Below are 16,629 nucleotides of genomic sequence, written 5' to 3' on the forward strand. Positions count from 1 at the left end.
TTTGCTATCGCAGTTAAATTAAAATGAGGTTCGGTGACTCATCACCTTCATAAAGCCTTTCGACTTCCTGTTTTCTGTTCTCTAGAACCTTTCTTTGATTGATGTACCCTTTGTCAGTCGTCTCTCCGTTGTCAATAGAGGGGGGCGTTTCCAGTATCCAGATGCGTTTGATTGACATGCTTGAGCCCGGGTGGTTTTTGTTATGCTCAATAAAACGGTTTTTCAAGGATTCACGCAGTTTTTCGTTCTGGATGCAGGCTTTTATATCGTTAGGGTCCAGATTGAATTGCCGGCCGCACTCAGCAAGGTTCAGCCACACGAGGGCGCCTAAATAAGCCCGGTCAGCGCCCGTTATGACGATGTCATTTAATAGGGGGGAGCAGGCGTTCAAACAGTCCACTCGCAGGGCGCTTACCCTGACAAAGACCCCGGATTGAAGCTTAAACTCTTCAGCAACCCGGCCTGCAAAGGTGAATCCCTCGTGCGGGTTGGCAGGATCAACAAAAGTGGCAGCGTCCCCCATTTTGAAAAAACCTTCTTCATCAAAGCTTTCAGCTGTCAGTGCAGGTTGTTTCAGGTAGCCAGGGGTTACGGCAGCACTTCGTACTCGAATTTCATAGCGATTTTCATTGCTTACAGGAACAAGCTTCATTTCTACACCCGGATGCGGCAAGCCAATAAGCCCCGTTCTGTTTGTTGGCCAGTGCACATAGGTGACGGCGGCTGAGGTTTCGGTTGAGCCGTAAGCGGATACAAAAGGGATCTTAAAACCGGTGTGCCGGATTGCCTGTTTTTGTATCGCATCGTAGACAGTTTCGGGAAGCTTGGCGCCTGAATAGGTCATGCGCTTGAGGTTACGGAAGAAACTTTTGCCAAGCGCTTCATCTTTCTGTAGCGCCTCGGCGAGCATGGTATAGGAAACGGGCATGCCACTGAATCTGACAGGGGAAATTTCCTTGAGGTTTTTAAGGGTTAGATGAAATTCGGTCGGTGTTGGCTTGCCATTATCAATATACAGGGTGCCTCCATCTTCCAGCACGCCATTGAAGACAGCCAGTCCGCCTGCCACATGGCTCCAGGGTAGCCAGTCCAGTAATACCGTTTCCGGACGATCATTGCCCCATTCAATCATTTGTGAGGTCATGGCCATGGCCGTACACAGCATGGATTGCGTCACAATAGCCGCTTTGGGAGTATCAGTTGAGCCGGAAGTGAACTGGTATTTGGTTACGGTATCACCGGTAATTTTATCCAGGGATGCAGCGACATCCTGGGTGACGGGTGTTTGAATGACTTCATGCCAAGGCTTAATTGATGGGTGCTTGATCGGGTTGTCAACGCAGATTACATGAGCCTCTTGTCCGATGGCCTGTAGCGCGTTTTCGAACATTTTGCCGTCTTGTACAAAAATAACGGCAGGCTCCAGCAGATCGTGCATGGCCTTTAGTTTTGAAAAATCATGACTTAACAGGGAATAAGCAGTGGTGATCGCTGAATAAGGCATCCTGGCTTGCATGGCTGCTACTTTGAGGATGCCGTGCTCGATAGAGTTTCCGCTTAACACCATCACGGTTTTACCTGGCTTATCCAGGTTGAGTAAGTGCTGGGTTACTGCATTGACCTGTTTTTGTCCTTCTGCATAGGATACGGATATCCATTGTTGTGAGTCGCCTCTTCTTTGTACTAACCATGGGTGGGTGGGGCGATGTTGTGCATTTCTGTGCAGAAGTGATGGAATATTCTTTTCGCGCGCTTTTAAGGCTATCTCTGATCGTACGATTAACGTGCCATCCGGACGCGTTTCGATTGAAACACGACGCGGCAAAAAGGGAATATTGAGGAACTCTTCCTTCATAAAAATCCTTGATCCTTAACTTAAAGTAAGGTAATCTTATATTAATAAATACACTTATTAACCTAGGGAAAACCCCTTTTTTATTGATATAAAATGAATTATATCATTATTTAATAGGTAATTATAATGAGTATACTCTTAATATATAAGGTAACCATACAATGAAAATAAAAGATAAAGCATATATAGCTGGTATTTGCGAGCACCCGATCAGAAGGGCGGGAGAACTGACCACGGCACAGCTTCATGCTGATGTTGCGTTGGGGGCACTGGAAGACGCCGGGCTAACGCTTGATGATGTTGATGCCTACTTTTGTGGTGCTGATGCGCCAGGCCTGGGTGGGTTAACCATGGCGGAATATCTGGGTTTGCGTAATCTTAAACACATGGATACCACCGAAACAGGCGGTTCGTCTTATCTTTTGCATGTACGTCATGCGGCACAGGCCATTGCCGTCGGTCATTGTAGTGTTGCGCTTATCACGATGGCTGATCGCCCGCTGGCGAAAAAACAAGGGACTGCTTTATCGGGGGTGGATCGCAGCAGTATGCCCGATTTGCCCTTTACGGTGGGTGTGCCTGGCATGCCTGTTTACGGATACGCCATGGTGGCAAGGCGTCATATGTATGAGTTTGGCACAACGCCAGAGCAATTGGCTTGGGTGAAGGTGGCGGCATCGCATCATGCACAGTACAACCCACACGCATTGCGACAAGAAGTGGTCACGGTTGAGGATGTGCTTCAGTCACCGATGGTGGCGGATCCTTTGCACCGGCTTGATTGTTGTGTGATGACAGATGGCGGAGGAGCTGTTGTTGTTGTCAGTCCAGAAGTTGCTGCCCGCTTGAATAAGCCCAAGGTCAAGATTATTGGCACCGGTGAAGCCACTAAGCACAGGGATGGCGGGTTTATGGATATCAGCTACTCCGCAGGAAAATGGTCGGGAGAGCGGGCGTTTGCTGAGGCCGGTATTTCGGTTGATGATATTCATTATGCCTCGCTGTATGACAGCTTCACCATTACGGTCATTATGCAGCTGGAAGACCTTGGTTTCTGCAGGAAAGGAGAAGGGGGCAAATTCGTACAGGATGGCAATCTTATCAGCGGCCAGGGCCGGCTGGCTTTTAATACGGATGGTGGCGGGTTGTGCAGCAACCATCCGGGTAACAAGGGGGGGATGACGAAGTTGCTGGAGGCGGTTCGTCAGTGTCGCGGGCAGGCGCATCCCTTGCTGCAAGTAAAAAATCGTGAATTCGTCTTGGCCCACGCAACAGGCGCCATGATGTCAAGTTACCACAGCGCCGGAACAATCATTCTGCAGGCAGAGTAAAGGATATAACGTGCAAACTTCATTAAATACATCTACATCTACCGGTATTTCAGCGCATTATTCGCAATTTCTCGATGCGGGTCAACTTGGCTTCAAATGGTGTGAGCAATGCCTGAAGCCCCATTTTTATCCTCGTGTCCATTGTCCTCATTGCGGCAATCGCGAGACGGTTTGGCGTGTTTCAAGTGGAAAGGGGCGTATTTATTCTTTTACGATTGCCGATCGAATTGCACCGGCCATCATTGAAATGGAGGAAGGTTTCAGGCTGACGTCAATCATTGTAGAGGCTGATGTTAATGCGCTGGCTATTGGAGATGAAGTGGTGGTGCATTGTTCCAAAGAGCCGTCAGGTGAAGCTATCCTGAGTTTTACGACACCGGCAGCAAATTGTGCCCGAGAGTACTCTCAAAAAGCATTGGCGCAAATTCAGGCGTCCATTCCTTCTGCTGATGATGGCGCATTTCCGTTGAACTGCGTGGCCATTATTGGTAGTGGTCGTATGGGGCGGGGTATTGCGATGGCATTGATCAATGCGGGCATTTCCGTGATGCTTTATGATCAAACGCAAGAAGCGCTTGATGCGGCACACAAAGCTATTAATGACGAGCTGCAAAAATTGGTTGATAAAGCCAGAATTAGCCAGGATGAAGCGCAGAAGCGTTCAGCACGCATACGCGCTACCCTTGATATTTCCGACATTAGCGCGGCCGATGCCGTGATTGAAGCGGTATGGGAACAGATGGAATTGAAAAAATCCATCTTTGCGCAAATAGATCAATATGCCCCACCGCATGCGATATTGTGCAGCAATACTTCTACGCTGGATATTGACCAAATTGCATCGGTAACGCGTTGCCCCGAGCGTGTGCTTGGCCTGCACTTTTTTAACCCGGCGCATGTAATGCGTTTAATTGAAGTCATTAAAGGGCCGCGTACCAGTACGCACGCCATCAATCTGGCCAAAGTACTTTCAAACCGTCTTGGCAAGATCCCGGTGGTGGTGGGTATTTGCAAGGGGTTTGTGGGTAACCGTCTTATGATGGCGCGAGAGCGACAGGCTGGCCAATTGTTACTGGAAGGCGCATTGCCGCAGCAAATTGACAGGGTATTACGTGCTTTTGGTTTGCCCATGGGGACTTTCGAATTGCAGGATATGGCAGGGGGTATTGCCGTTAATTATATGCGCAGGCAGGAAAGTGGCGAGAAGGATCTGATTATTGACCGGCTTTACGAAACGGGGCGAATAGGCAAGCAGGCAGGGAAAGGATACTACGATTATGTACCGGGCAAGCGTGCACCCGTTCCCTCTCAAGAGGTAAAAAACATGCTTGAGGCCGCCTCGGCGCAGGCGCAGATTCCCCGACGTCGCATTGGCGATGAGGAAATTATTCAGCGTCTTGTTTTCCCGATGATTAATGAGGGCATCAAGTTGCAGGAGGAAGGTATTGTTGAGCGTGAGAGCGATATTGATATGGTATGGCAATACGGATATGGCTGGCCGTCATGGAAGGGGGGGCCGATGTATTTTGCCAGGCAGCAGGGTTACGCAAAAATTTACCATAAGCTTGTTGAGCTTGAGCAACGTTATGGCGAGTCTTTCCAGCCTGCCCGTTTACTTAAAGAATTGGCTCTTAATCAATAATACAAGGAATGCGCCATGCTGGTTTACAAAGCACCTACAAAAGACTTTTTATTCATTTTGAACGATTTGCTGAAGGTACAGGAGCTTAAGGGGGTAGAGGGGTTTGAAAGCCTGACGCCAGAGTTCTGCCAAGAAGTTCTTTATCCTGCAGCACGGTTTCATGAAGAGGTGCTGTTCCCGGTAGGCATCGCAGGAGATCGTCATGGCGCGCATCTTGTTGATGGCAAGGTGCTGACGCCACCCGGTTATAAAGAGGCCTGGAAGCAGTACTGTGCGTCCGGTTGGTTGCAATTAAGCATGCCCGAGGAACTGGGTGGTGCAGGCTTGCCGTCCATTATGGCGTCGATTATTGGTGAAATGCGTATTACGACGGCACACTCCCTTGCCATGTACGGCAGCTTTTGCCTGTCGGCCGCGCGGATGCTGAACTCACTGGCACCCGAGTGGATCAGGACGCATGTTGTGCCCAATCTGGCCACGGGTCAGTGGACGGCGACGATGTGCCTGACGGAAAGTCATTGCGGCACCGATCTTAAACAAATCCGGACCACGGCGGTACCGCAGCCGGATGGCAGTTACGCTATCCATGGCAGCAAAATATTTATTTCAGGGGGGGATCATGATCTGACTGACAATATCATCCATCTCGTCCTGGCAAAAATACCGGATGCAGATGGCAAGGTGGGAGCCCGTCTGGATGAGGTGAATGTGTTTATGGTGTCCAAGCACAAGATAGATCTGCAAACGGGGGAGCTTCTTGAGAAAAATGCCTGTCATGTCAGTTCAATTGAACATAAGATGGGGATTGAGGGTAGTGCCACCTGTGTGCTGAACTTTGATGGGGCACAGGCATGGCATATTGGCAGTACTTCCGGGGGCGTGAAGCGTAACTCCATGTTGCCCATGTTTCTCATGATGAATTATGCGCGTTTGAGTACGGCGTTGTCCGGGGTGGGTTATGCCGAGATCTCGGCGCAAAATGCCCTGTTTTATGCCAAGGAGCGCAGGTCAGGCAAGACACCCATTTTCTCGTCGGGTGACCAGAGCATCGCAGATCCTATTATCAATCACCCGGATATTCGCCGTAATATTATGGCGGCCCAGTCCTTTGCGGAAGGTGGTCGGGCCACGGCTTTACGTGTGGCGGTCTGGCAGGCTCAGGCTGAGTCAGATCAGATAAGTGCCGAAGAAAGACGGCGTTTGAAGGATATGGTGGATTTGTTTACCCCAGTGATGAAGGCATACTTTACCGATAAGGGGTTTGATTGTGCGAGTGATTGTCTGCAGGTGTTTGGCGGGCACGGCTATACCAAGGATTATGGTATTGAGCAGGTAGTAAGGAATGCGCGTATAGGAAAGATTTATGAAGGTGCCAACGGTATTCAGGCCATTGATTTGTTGCGCAGGAAGTTGCCAGACAACGATTGGCGGGCGTTTGATTATTTTTTTCAAACGATCCATACCTTTATAGGCCAATATTGTGTATCTGGGCAGGCCGACCAAGGTCTGCTTGGGCGTTTTGTTGCTGCGGTTACTTTATTGCAGAACACGGTGGAAGAAATCAGGCAGGAAAGTCAGCAAGGTGCGGGCGTCTTGCCACACTTGGCCGTTGCTTATGACCTTTTGCACGCTTTTGGTATTATTGTTGTCGCATGGAATTGGCTTGAAATCCATCAATTGCTTCAAGAGAAAGCGAATGCTGTTGAATTGACACCCTTTGAGAACAGGAAAGTTATACTGGCTTGTTTTTGGGTTGAGTACGAGTTACCCTTGGTTCACGCATTATGCCAGCGAATCCAGCAGGGAACTCCCTCGGTTTTGAAACTGCCACCGGAAGCATTAGATGTCGAGTAAACGCAGACCATTTTTTTACATTCATCAACTGGAACAACTTGTCAGGCTACAGTTGGAAAGCACTTTAAATCCCTTGGGGATCACGGCAGGCCAGTATATGATACTAAGTCTGATTAGCCACCACGAGCCCATATCATCGGCTGAGTTATCACGACTCGTAAGGATTACCGCCCAATCGATGGGTGAATTCATCAAATATCTGGAGAGTAAAGATTGGATTCTTCGAAGGGAAGATCCCTGTAATAAGCGTGTGTTGCTTATTGAGACGACGATCGAAGGCCGCGTTTTGTTACGTCGTTGTGAACAGGAGGTGGGCAATTTGGAAAAAGAGTTTTTCAAATCAGTTCCTGCGCAGGAACTGGTGCTTTTTGAGGAAACTCTAAAGAGGTTAAGTGCTGGATAACGTTAAATTGTCAAGTGGATCACTGTTGTTAGTCATTAATGAAAATGGTGATATTGCATTTGGATAGCAATATTCAGTGATAGGCCAGCCAGAATGGGTTTAAATGAGTTTTTACTGGGTTACGAACGGGTTTTATGTCTAAAAAATCATCAACTTTATCAATAGCTGACAAAAATCCATCTGCAGGAGGTGTTGCCGCTGTTGACAGGGCATTGTCCTTATTGGTTTCTTTCAATAAAGATGATGAGTACTTGTCTTTGATGGAGCTTGCCAATCGTACTAACATGTACAAAAGTACCATTTTAAGGCTTCTGGCTTCTCTTGAGCATTATGGCCTGGTTCGCCGAACAGAAGAGGGGCGGTATGGGCTTGGGGAGACGGTTGCTCAATTATATGGTGTTTATAATGCTTCATTTTCTCAGGCTGAAGTTATTGTCCCCGTGCTTAAAGCATTAGTGGAAAAAACAAAAGAAAGTGCTTCGTACCATGTCATTAGTGGCAAGGGACGATTATGTTTACACCGTATTAATTCGCCACTCCCCATCAGCTATCAAACAAGCGTTGGTGATATTTTGCCCCTGGACAAAGGGTCTGGAGGACGTGTTCTTCAGGCCTTTAATGGTGCGGTGGGCGAGATTTATGATCAAATCCGTCAAGAAGGTGTGATTGTAATGGATGGAGACAGAATCCCGGATTTGGCAGGTGTATCAGCCGCGGTTTTTAATGCTCACAATGAACTTGTGGGGGCAATCACATTAACGATGCCCTCCAGCAGGTTGGTGCCATCTTTTAAAGAAGATGTTTTGGAAGCGGCTCTTTCTTTAAGTCGAAAACTGGGTTATGTAAAAAATAAATAAATTATTTTCATCCAAAGGTGACTCAGCCGTTAACCGGGGTGTTCCTATGGGCAAGCGGGGTCTTTGCCTTTTTTAGGATTTTTTAAGTTCAGGGATTTCCGCAAGTTGAAAAAGCAACAAGATATTGCCAGACAAAAGTCTGGCTTTTTTTGGGCTAAATAAATCTTAAATTGTTGACTTTAAGGTGAAAAAAATATAAAATTCTATTAGGTAGAATAAGATTCTGTTAGATAGAACTAGTTTTGATTTAATTAAAAATATTGATTTTTTAGGAGTTGGGCAATGAAGTTGGCTAGATTTAATGAGGGGCGTGTTGGTCTTGTTCTTGGTAATGAAGTGGCTGACCTGACCAATGTCCTGGAGGTGGATACGACAGAGTGGCCGCCCATGGGCTTGTTGCGAGTAATCGCAAATATTGAAACTTACCGGCCGGTTATCGAAGAGGCGCTTAAAAATGCCCGGCGATACAACCTTGACGACATTAAACTGGTCACGCCAATTCCTTGGCCAAATAAAGTGATTGCTTTTCCTGTTAATTACCATGACCACGGTCAGGAAATGCAGGCTGATTATCGTGCGACCCATCAAGGGTTTTTCTTAAAACCCAATTCTTCGCTTTCTGGCGCCGGAGAGCCTGTTGTGCTTCCAAATGTGAACGATAGAGAGGTGCATCACGAGTGCGAGTTGGGCATCGTTATTGGCAAGGGCGGAAAGGATATTCCTGCTGAAAACTGGAAAGACCATATTTTTGGCTATACATGCTTGTTGGATATGGTTGTTCGGGGGCGCGAAGAGCGTGTAGCACGAAAAGCCTATGATACTTTTTGTCCCGTTGGTCCATGGGTGACAACCGCCGATGAGGTAAGTGATCCATGTAATCTTGAAATGAAGTTATGGGTGAATGGTGAGTTACGCCAGCATGCCAATACACGGGATCTGGTTTTAGATATTCCGGGCATGATTGAAATGGCATCCGCTGTGATGACCTTGTATCCAGGCGATATCATTGCAACAGGTACCCCGGCAGGTGTAGGTCAGGTCAAAGACGGGGACACAATACGTATTGCCATTGATGACTTGGGGGAGATGAATATACCCGTGATACAAGGCGAGGGTGGTCGTACCTTTATTTTTGAAAAAGATTACACACCAAATATTATCAAGCAGAGGTAATCATGAGCAAACAGATAAACACGTTAGAAAAACTTTATGACGCATTTGATGGGCTAAGCGTAGAAGGGGGGTGGCATCGCCGCACGCCAGCTTTATGGCCAGAGCCCAGGAAAACCATGCATCCTTTTATGTGGACTTACGATTCCGTGAAGCCCATTCTTGATGCAGCAGGTGATTTGGTGAGTACAGAGTTTGCAGAACGACGCAACTTGACCATGACCAATCCTCTGGAAGGCAATATTTATTCTACCGTCCGGACCATGGTTGCGGCTTATCAAATGATCAAGCCGGGCGAGACCGCAGCGTCGCATAGACATACCCCCAATGCACTCAGGATTATCCTGGAGGGTCATGGCAGCTATACAACGGTAGAGGGAACGCGTGTTGAAATGCGCCCCGGTGATGTTCTGCTTACACCCAGCATGATGTGGCACTCGCATGAGAACGTTGGGAATGAAGATTGTTATTGGGTTGATATTCTGGATGTGCCACTGGTTCATTTGCTTGAACCCATGTTTTTTGAGCGTCACCCAAACCGTGTCGAGAACGAGTTTGTTAATGCAGAAGAGTCCCCTATTGCATTTCGCTGGGAAGATACCTTGAAAAACCTTGAGGCGGTTAGCGAAAGTGGGAACCCGATGGCAGAGCGTGAAGTGCAGCTAGGCAATCCGGCGATGCTGACGATTGCGCTATTTGTGCAGCAGTTTGGAGCAGGGTTTACCTCTGCCCGGAAACGGACAACCGCCAATCAGATTTTCACTGTTCTTGAAGGATCAGGAAAAACCTATGTGGATGACCAGGTTTTCGAGTGGAAAAAAGGCGATGTCATTGCAGTGCCCGGCTGGAGGCCTTACAAACATGAGGTGTTGGAGCCTTCTTATATGGTATGCGCAACGGATGCCCCACTTTATGCCGGCTTAAATCTGTTGCGCGAAGAAATTAATTAAATGTTGATCTGGAGACATCAATGAAAGTATATAAAAACGTATTAAGAAATATTGTTTTAAGTGTTTTGGCTTTAGGTACGTGTGCAGCGTATGGCGCAGAAACTTATCCGCAAAGACCAATCAAAATTGTGGTGCCTTATCAACCGGGTAGTGCCGTGGATACCACCAGTCGAAAAATTGCCGATCAGTTGTCAAAACGTTTAAACCAACCGGTTGTGGTTGAAAATAAAACGGGTGCTTTCGGGCTAATCGCCTTGAAAGCCCTTAGGGATGCCCCTGCCGATGGCTACACATTAATGGTAGATACGCCTGCCATGGCGATTAATCCAAGCGTTCGGAAAGTTGACTATGATCCCTATACCGATATTCAGCCGATTGCACAGTTAATGGCTTTGCCTTTTGTGGTGGGTATGAATCCGGCTATTCCGGCGAAAAACCTGGAAGAGTTTATCGCATATGGGAAAAAACATGAAGACAAAATGAATATTGCAGAGGGGGGTACGTCAACATTACTGGCCAGTTTGCTGTTTGGGATGGAAACAGAGGTCAAGATGCAAACTATTAGCTACAAAGGTGCAGCACCGGCTGTCCTGGCGGTGCTGCAGAATGAGTGCCAGGTGATCGCCATTGATTTGGCGAATCTTGCGCCACATATCAAGGCTGGAAAAATGATCGGGCTGTTGACGACAGGGGAAAAAAGATCGCCCATGTTGCCAGATGTTCCTACCGCTAAAGAGGTGGGGCTTGAGAATTTTAATGTTTCAACCTGGTTTGGGTTATTTGCCAGAAAAGGCACCCCTCAAGAGATTTTAGATAAATTGAATGCAGTGATTAGCGATACTTTTAATGATCCTGATTACAAAGAATATGTTGAAGCTCGCGGCGCGACGCTCAATCCTTATTCGGTTGAAGAGTTTACTGAATTCTTTAATAACGATGTAAAAACCTGGGCCAAAGTCGTTAAAGACTCTGGCGTAAAGTTTGAGCAGTAAACCGACTTCAGTTCATAGGACAAAATTATGAAAAAAGATATAAAAGTAATTATTGCTGGTGGTGGCATTGGTGGTTTGTCGGCAGCATTGGCGTTATTGAGGCAAGGCTTTGATGTGGAAGTTTATGAACAGGCCAAAGAACTCAGGGAAGTGGGTGCAGGGATCCAGATAAGTCCTAATGGCAGTCGTGCCCTGGATGCGCTGGGCATTTATGAAAACGTTAAAGCAGACTCTTGTAATCCAGAAAAAAAAGAGTTTCGGTTGTGGAATACAGGAAAATCCTGGTTGCTTTTTGATCTTGGCGATGACGCCGTTGAAAAGTACGGTTATCCCTATTTAACGGTTTATCGTCCCGACTTGCTCAAAGCCCTGGTTGACGGCGTCGAGGCCATAAAACCAAACGCCATTCATCTTGACAGTAAAGTGCATTCTTTTTCCCAAGACAAGGATTCCATCAAGCTTAAACTTGAAAATGGTCAGGAAATAAGCGGCGACTTGCTGATTGGGGCAGACGGGGTGCGCTCGGCCATTCGTAATCAATTGTGGGGGCCAACCAATCCTAATTTTTCGGGGATGGTTGCGTGGCGCGGTGTGATTCCAATGAAGAACTTGCCAGAACATTTGCAAAAAATGGTGGGCTCAACCTGGATTGGACCAGGAGGCCATGCCGTTAATTATCCCTTGCATAGGGGAGAAATAATGAACTTTGTTGGCACCATAGAACGTAAAGACTGGCAAGTTGAATCCTGGAGTACCCAAGGTACCGCAGAGGAATGCCTGAATGACTTCAAAGGCTGGCATGAAGATGTGCAAACCATGATTCGCTTATCACCTCAGTTATTTAAATGGGCGCTTATGCAGCGTGATCCGATACCTCAATGGACGCAGGGAAGGGTGACATTGGTTGGCGATGCCGCACATGCCACGTTACCTTTCCTCGCACAGGGGGCTGTTCAGTCTATCGAAGATGGCGTGGTGCTGGCAAGATGTCTGGATAAGTATGTGCATGATTTGCCATTGGCATTTGAAAAATATGAAAGCGCCAGGATTGAGCGGACAAGCAAAATGGTGCGTGGTGCAACGGCCAATACAGGGCGTTTTCATAGCGCAGAGTTGGAAACTGAAGAGGGAGCTGAAGCCTATCTCCAACGTGAGTGGGGCAGTAATCCTATTGCTGACCGGTATGATTGGCTGTATCGCTACGATGTATTGACAGCTGAAATTTAATCAACATTCACCGATATAAAAGAGGAATTCATGTCAAATAATACTGGCGATAATGTGTTGATTAGTGAAGTAGGCCCAAGGGATGGATTGCAGAGTATTAAGACCATTATGCCAACCGCATTCAAGCTTAAATGGATTTCGGCGCTTTATGATGCGGGAGTCAGGGAAATTGAAGTGGGTTCTTTTGTTCCCAGCAAGCTGTTGCCACAATTGGCTGATACAGCCGAAGTGGTGGCGCATGCATTACAGCATCCGGGTCTGACTGTGATGGCCCTAGTGCCGAACTTACGCGGCGCGGTCACGGCTTTTGAGGCGGGCGTGCATAAAATCACCTTGCCTATTTCTGCAAGTGTTGCACATTCTCAAGCCAATGTGCGCAAGACACCTGAGGAGATGATGGAAGAGGCAAAGCGAATTGTTGCCTATCGTGATGCCAATTTTCCGGCTATTAGCATAGAGGCGGGTATTTCAACCGCTTTTGGTTGCACGCTCCAGGGCAAAGTGGATGAGGACGATGTTATTCGTCTTTCAGTCATGGCTGCTCAGGCCGGTATTGATGATATCGGGCTGTCCGATACCACTGGCTATGCAAATCCCAAACAGGTACGCCGGTTATTTAGAAGGCTTTTTGATGAAGTTGGTGAGAAGGCCGGTGCGGCACATATGCATAATACCCGAGGTCTCGGGATTGCAAATTGCTTGGCTGCTTTTGAAGAGGGTGTCAGGACGTTTGATTCTTCTCAGGGCGGGTTGGGAGGGTGTCCGTATGCGCCAGGGGCTTCAGGAAATGTGGTTACCGAGGATCTGGTGTTTATGTTTGAGGCGATGAATGTAAAGACCCATATCAATTATGAAAAATTAATGCAGGCACGGGTTGCTTTGCAGGAAGGTTTGCCAAATGAGCCCATCTATGGAATGACCCCCGAGGCTGGCTTACCTAAAGGGTTCATTCAATAACAATAATTAATAATACAGGAGCAATAATGTCTGAAGATAAAAAACTGCCTTTGGAAGGTGTTAGGGTTGTTGAGTTTACCCACATGGTGATGGGGCCAACATGTGGAATGGTGCTGGCTGACTTGGGGGCTGAAGTCATTAAGATAGAGCCGGTTAAAGGTGATAGTACTAGACATTTAATGGGGTCGGGTGCGGGTTTTTTTCCACTTTTTAATCGAAATAAAAAAAGTATTGCTCTTGATTTGCAAAGTCCTCAGGGCATAGAGATCGCGTATAAATTGATCTCGACCGCTGATATTGTAAGTGAGAACTTCAAATCGGGCACTATGCAAAAACTTGGCCTGGATTATGCGTCTTTACGTCGTCAAAATGAAAATTTAATTTACGTGAGTCATAAAGGTTTTTTGCCTGGTCCCTATGCGCATCGCACCGCTCTTGACGAAGTGGTGCAGATGATGGGGGGGCTTGCATATATGACAGGCCGTCCCGGGGATCCTTTAAGAGCGGGTACCAGTATTAATGACATTATGGGCGGGTTATTTGGTGCAATAGGTGCCATGGCTGCTCTTATGCAGCGTACGCATACGGGTAAAGGAATGGAGGTTCAATCGGCACTGTTTGAAAATAATGTGTTTTTGGTGGCTCAGCATATGATGCAATATGCGGTTACTGGAAATGCGGCAAAACCCATGCCAGACCGGATATCTGCATGGGGTATTTATGATGTTTTTACCTTGAAAGATAATGAGCAGGTATTTCTTGGTGTGGTCAGTGATACCCAGTGGGATCTTTTTTGTAATGCTTTTGGTTTTAAGGATTTGCGGGCTGATGAACGCTTGAAATCCAATAATGCCCGAGTTCAGCAAAGGTCCTGGTTGATGCCTGCACTGCGTGAGAGATTGGCCGAGTTTAGTGCTAAAGAGATAACGGCTATTTTTGAAAAACAAGGTTTACCTTTTGCTCCTATTTCCAAACCACAGGATCTTTTCGATGATATTCATTTAAAAACAACGGGGGGGCTTGAGGTTATGGAGTTGCCGAATGGTAAAGAAACAGCAGTGCCGCTTTTGCCTATTACATTGGAAGGTGAGCGTCTTCACATACGCACGGCCCCACCAAAAATAGGCCAGAACAGCGTAGAGTTATTAACCGAGCTAGGATATTCCGAGATGGAGACGAAACAGCTGTTTGAGAATAAAGTGGTTCAGGCTCTTGATTAGGTATCCCATCAGGCAGCGCGGCAATACACACCTGGTTTCGAGACTCGTATACTCGTTACCACGCTCCCGCCTGGAAACAAAAACGGTTTTAACGTTAAAATCAAAGCTTGCCTAACCATTTTGGAAGACCTGCCATGAGTAGCGATACTGATCTTGATTTTGATACCGCGTTTGAGAATATTGATTTTGATGAGATTGAAAAGAAAAATGCCGAGCGTATTCAGCAGTTGGACGATAACGTGCCAGAAGCGGATGACGACTGCGGCGATGCCTGCAAGATTTAAGCGGTTCGTTTGTAATTTTTAAATGCAAGAAAAGGATGGAATTGGCCATCCTTTTTTTGCATCATAAGCTGGCAGCTGCCATGATAACGGTCGCTGTGGGTGAGTGGGTTCCGGGTTTATTGAACAGGAGGCCGCCCGTGAAAAGCGTTGTCCAGCAGTTGCCGTATGCTGTCAAGTTCAACCGGGCGGGGGTTCCAGTAGGCGTTTGCCACGGCCAGTTTGGCGGCCTGCTCCAGGTTTTCTTCTTGTAATCCCAATGATTTTAATGAATTTGGAATTCGCAGCTCCTGCAAAAGCTCAAACAGGGCGGCCGGTGCGGATGCTTCAGGGCGGCCCAATGCGCGGGAAATGCGCATCATCGTGTGATTGCCCTAGAAGGCCCGGTACCCACCCGTATTCATGGTTTGATTTTTTCAGAAGCCCATGAATTATCGCCCGCCAGCCTGGCCTTTTCAGTATTAATAAGAAGGCAGGCGTTGTTGAGTAATAATTAAATGGGTTTATTCGACCAGTCTGGGTTTATTAAAGGCTTCAGTCACACCCGGGTTGTGTTCCACCTTCCCAGTTGTTGGCCGCTTCCATTTCGCAGGTGCGTTGCAGGGTCATGTAACGCCTGCATTCGGCCGCCTGAATACGCCTGATGGTGCCTTCATTTGCATAATAAAAACTGCAGTTGGCATCCCGATATTGAATCCACAGGCGCTGAGTGGTTCTTAATAGTCCTTTTTGCTCATCGCTACTGCGAGACATGAGTTCTTGATAGGCTTTGTTCAGGCGATTGTCCCACATTTTTGTTTGCTTCCCGACACATTGTTCAATTTGAGGAGTACTACCTCGGTTACATTTTTGGTAGTCGCCCGAATACATCTGGGCCTGGCTGGGGGTGGATATAAGCAGGGCGGAAGTGGCCAGTAGCAGATAAAGAGGTTTCATGGAGATTCCTTTTTAGGTGGTTGCTGCGGTGGGTGGGTTGGCTTTTTTAGGGGTAAGGCGTTGCATTTTTATACTGCTTTATAGGGGAAGCGCTTTCCCCGATTTGAGTTTCGGTTCAATGCGTTGAAATGCATGTGTATTATGTAGCCAGAACCCCAGTGGTTAGGTTTTTTTGGCTTTATCTGCAAATGTATGAATGAAAAACAGCGGCAGTTAAGACCTTTGATTTGGTTGGGCTAAATATTTTTTGGCCATTGGCTAAAAATGCTTGTTTGCCATTAAAATGATATAAAACAATAATATAGTAAACCTTTATTTCAAAAAAGGTAATAGGGTGTTTTTTAACTTGGGAGACCTGTCATGAGTAAAGCGATTTTAATGATTGCCGGTGATTTCACTGAAGATTACGAAACCATGGTGCCGTACCAGTTTTTATTGGCGCTGGGGTATACCGTACATGCGGTATGTCCCGATAAAAAAGCCGGTGATCGTGTGGCCACGGCCATTCACGATTTTGAGGGGGATCAGACGTATAGCGAGAAGCGGGGTCATAATTTTGCGCTTAATTATGATTTTGCAGCGGTCAATACCAATGATTACGTGGGTTTGTTAATACCCGGTGGTCGTGGGCCCGAATATTTGCGTTTGAATAAGCGGGTGCTGGATATTGTGCGTGAGTTCAATACGGCCGGCAAGCCAATTGCCTCGGTTTGCCATGGCGCGCAAATTCTGGCCGCAGCCGGTATTTTAAAAGACCGTACTTGTTCCGCTTACCCGGCCTGCGCCCCAGAGGTGGAACTGGCCGGTGGCAAATATGCCGATATCGCGATTGATGCCGCCGTAACCGACGGCAACCTGGTAACTGCCCCCGCCTGGCCCGCCCACCCCGCGTGGCTAAGCCAGTTTGCCAAAGCGCTGGGGGCGGAGATCAAGATTTAACCGGGGGTTTTGATC

16 protein-coding genes are annotated in these 16,629 nt (G+C 47.3%); 13 read left to right on the forward strand and 3 right to left on the reverse strand.

What is annotated here, in order from left to right:
* Positions 1-13: 13 nt before the first annotated feature.
* Complete coding sequence (locus tag JHL22_RS11095) at positions 14-1,855, reverse strand: AMP-binding protein (protein ID WP_200237288.1); 1,842 nt, start codon at positions 1,853-1,855, stop codon at positions 14-16.
* Between the two features lie 161 nt (positions 1,856-2,016).
* Between JHL22_RS11095 and JHL22_RS11100 the strand changes: the two genes are divergently transcribed.
* The 12 genes from JHL22_RS11100 (at position 2,017) to JHL22_RS11155 (ending at position 14,742) form a co-directional block, all read left to right on the forward strand.
* Positions 2,017-3,186: a thiolase family protein gene (locus JHL22_RS11100; RefSeq protein WP_200237290.1), complete on the forward strand. Its 1,170-nt coding sequence runs from the start codon at positions 2,017-2,019 to the stop codon at positions 3,184-3,186.
* A 10-nt stretch (positions 3,187-3,196) separates the two neighbouring features.
* Complete coding sequence (locus JHL22_RS11105) at positions 3,197-4,828, forward strand: 3-hydroxyacyl-CoA dehydrogenase NAD-binding domain-containing protein (RefSeq protein WP_200237292.1); 1,632 nt, start codon at positions 3,197-3,199, stop codon at positions 4,826-4,828.
* A 15-nt stretch (positions 4,829-4,843) separates the two neighbouring features.
* Positions 4,844-6,682: an acyl-CoA dehydrogenase family protein gene (locus JHL22_RS11110; RefSeq protein ID WP_200237294.1), complete on the forward strand. Its 1,839-nt coding sequence runs from the start codon at positions 4,844-4,846 to the stop codon at positions 6,680-6,682.
* The gene (locus JHL22_RS11115; RefSeq protein ID WP_200237296.1) at positions 6,672-7,085 is read left to right on the forward strand and encodes a MarR family winged helix-turn-helix transcriptional regulator; all 414 of its coding nucleotides are present in this window, start codon (positions 6,672-6,674) and stop codon (positions 7,083-7,085) included. Before JHL22_RS11110 ends, JHL22_RS11115 begins: the two co-directional genes overlap by 11 nt.
* Before the next feature lie 134 nt (positions 7,086-7,219).
* Positions 7,220-7,942: an IclR family transcriptional regulator gene (locus JHL22_RS11120; RefSeq protein WP_200237298.1), complete on the forward strand. Its 723-nt coding sequence runs from the start codon at positions 7,220-7,222 to the stop codon at positions 7,940-7,942.
* A gap of 282 nt (positions 7,943-8,224) precedes the next feature.
* Positions 8,225-9,115 carry a fumarylacetoacetate hydrolase family protein gene (locus JHL22_RS11125; protein WP_200237301.1) on the forward strand — a complete coding sequence of 297 codons (891 nt, stop codon included), beginning with the start codon at positions 8,225-8,227 and terminating at the stop codon, positions 9,113-9,115.
* Positions 9,116-9,117: 2 nt separating this feature from the next.
* Positions 9,118-10,062: a cupin domain-containing protein gene (locus tag JHL22_RS11130; RefSeq protein WP_234041248.1), complete on the forward strand. Its 945-nt coding sequence runs from the start codon at positions 9,118-9,120 to the stop codon at positions 10,060-10,062.
* Between the two features lie 20 nt (positions 10,063-10,082).
* Positions 10,083-11,054 (forward strand): Bug family tripartite tricarboxylate transporter substrate binding protein, encoded by a 972-nt coding sequence (locus JHL22_RS11135; RefSeq protein ID WP_200237304.1) that lies wholly within the window; start codon positions 10,083-10,085, stop codon positions 11,052-11,054.
* A 27-nt stretch (positions 11,055-11,081) separates the two neighbouring features.
* Positions 11,082-12,281, forward strand: a complete 1,200-nt coding sequence (locus JHL22_RS11140; protein WP_200237308.1) for an FAD-dependent monooxygenase — start codon at positions 11,082-11,084, stop codon at positions 12,279-12,281.
* Between the two features lie 30 nt (positions 12,282-12,311).
* A complete protein-coding gene (locus tag JHL22_RS11145) occupies positions 12,312-13,238 on the forward strand; it encodes a hydroxymethylglutaryl-CoA lyase (protein WP_200237311.1) in 927 nt (308 codons plus the stop codon).
* Between the two features lie 26 nt (positions 13,239-13,264).
* Complete coding sequence (locus tag JHL22_RS11150; RefSeq protein ID WP_200237314.1) at positions 13,265-14,458, forward strand: CaiB/BaiF CoA transferase family protein; 1,194 nt, start codon at positions 13,265-13,267, stop codon at positions 14,456-14,458.
* Positions 14,459-14,592: 134 nt separating this feature from the next.
* Positions 14,593-14,742, forward strand: coding sequence for a hypothetical protein (locus tag JHL22_RS11155; protein ID WP_200237317.1), 150 nt, complete (start codon positions 14,593-14,595; stop codon positions 14,740-14,742).
* 116 nt (positions 14,743-14,858) lie between these two features.
* Here the strand turns inward: JHL22_RS11155 and JHL22_RS11160 are convergent, their stop codons facing one another.
* Both JHL22_RS11160 and JHL22_RS11165 read right to left on the reverse strand, forming a co-directional pair.
* Complete coding sequence (locus tag JHL22_RS11160; protein ID WP_200237319.1) at positions 14,859-15,101, reverse strand: dehydroquinate synthase/iron-containing alcohol dehydrogenase family protein; 243 nt, start codon at positions 15,099-15,101, stop codon at positions 14,859-14,861.
* Between the two features lie 172 nt (positions 15,102-15,273).
* Positions 15,274-15,675, reverse strand: coding sequence for a lysozyme inhibitor LprI family protein (locus JHL22_RS11165; RefSeq protein WP_200237321.1), 402 nt, complete (start codon positions 15,673-15,675; stop codon positions 15,274-15,276).
* Positions 15,676-16,035: 360 nt separating this feature from the next.
* Between JHL22_RS11165 and JHL22_RS11170 the strand changes: the two genes are divergently transcribed.
* A complete protein-coding gene (locus JHL22_RS11170; RefSeq protein WP_200237324.1) occupies positions 16,036-16,614 on the forward strand; it encodes a DJ-1/PfpI family protein in 579 nt (192 codons plus the stop codon).
* Positions 16,615-16,629: the final 15 nt, after the last annotated feature.

Source organism: Advenella mandrilli, assembly GCF_016595155.1.
Taxonomy (GTDB): domain Bacteria; phylum Pseudomonadota; class Gammaproteobacteria; order Burkholderiales; family Burkholderiaceae_B; genus Advenella; species Advenella mandrilli.

What these genes read in the sequence shown, in the direction of transcription:
- JHL22_RS11170 (WP_200237324.1), top strand. Translation starts at nt 16,036, where the DNA reads ATGAGTAAAGCGATTTTAATGATTGCCGGTGATTTCACTGAAGATTAC.
- JHL22_RS11165 (WP_200237321.1), bottom strand. Translation starts at nt 15,675, where the DNA reads ATGAAACCTCTTTATCTGCTACTGGCCACTTCCGCCCTGCTTATATCC.
- JHL22_RS11150 (WP_200237314.1), top strand. Translation starts at nt 13,265, where the DNA reads ATGTCTGAAGATAAAAAACTGCCTTTGGAAGGTGTTAGGGTTGTTGAG.
- JHL22_RS11160 (WP_200237319.1), bottom strand. Translation starts at nt 15,101, where the DNA reads ATGATGCGCATTTCCCGCGCATTGGGCCGCCCTGAAGCATCCGCACCG.
- JHL22_RS11095 (WP_200237288.1), bottom strand. Translation starts at nt 1,855, where the DNA reads ATGAAGGAAGAGTTCCTCAATATTCCCTTTTTGCCGCGTCGTGTTTCA.
- JHL22_RS11130 (WP_234041248.1), top strand. Translation starts at nt 9,118, where the DNA reads ATGAGCAAACAGATAAACACGTTAGAAAAACTTTATGACGCATTTGAT.
- JHL22_RS11145 (WP_200237311.1), top strand. Translation starts at nt 12,312, where the DNA reads ATGTCAAATAATACTGGCGATAATGTGTTGATTAGTGAAGTAGGCCCA.
- JHL22_RS11110 (WP_200237294.1), top strand. Translation starts at nt 4,844, where the DNA reads ATGCTGGTTTACAAAGCACCTACAAAAGACTTTTTATTCATTTTGAAC.
- JHL22_RS11120 (WP_200237298.1), top strand. Translation starts at nt 7,220, where the DNA reads ATGTCTAAAAAATCATCAACTTTATCAATAGCTGACAAAAATCCATCT.
- JHL22_RS11155 (WP_200237317.1), top strand. Translation starts at nt 14,593, where the DNA reads ATGAGTAGCGATACTGATCTTGATTTTGATACCGCGTTTGAGAATATT.
- JHL22_RS11100 (WP_200237290.1), top strand. Translation starts at nt 2,017, where the DNA reads ATGAAAATAAAAGATAAAGCATATATAGCTGGTATTTGCGAGCACCCG.
- JHL22_RS11125 (WP_200237301.1), top strand. Translation starts at nt 8,225, where the DNA reads ATGAAGTTGGCTAGATTTAATGAGGGGCGTGTTGGTCTTGTTCTTGGT.
- JHL22_RS11115 (WP_200237296.1), top strand. Translation starts at nt 6,672, where the DNA reads ATGTCGAGTAAACGCAGACCATTTTTTTACATTCATCAACTGGAACAA.
- JHL22_RS11140 (WP_200237308.1), top strand. Translation starts at nt 11,082, where the DNA reads ATGAAAAAAGATATAAAAGTAATTATTGCTGGTGGTGGCATTGGTGGT.
- JHL22_RS11135 (WP_200237304.1), top strand. Translation starts at nt 10,083, where the DNA reads ATGAAAGTATATAAAAACGTATTAAGAAATATTGTTTTAAGTGTTTTG.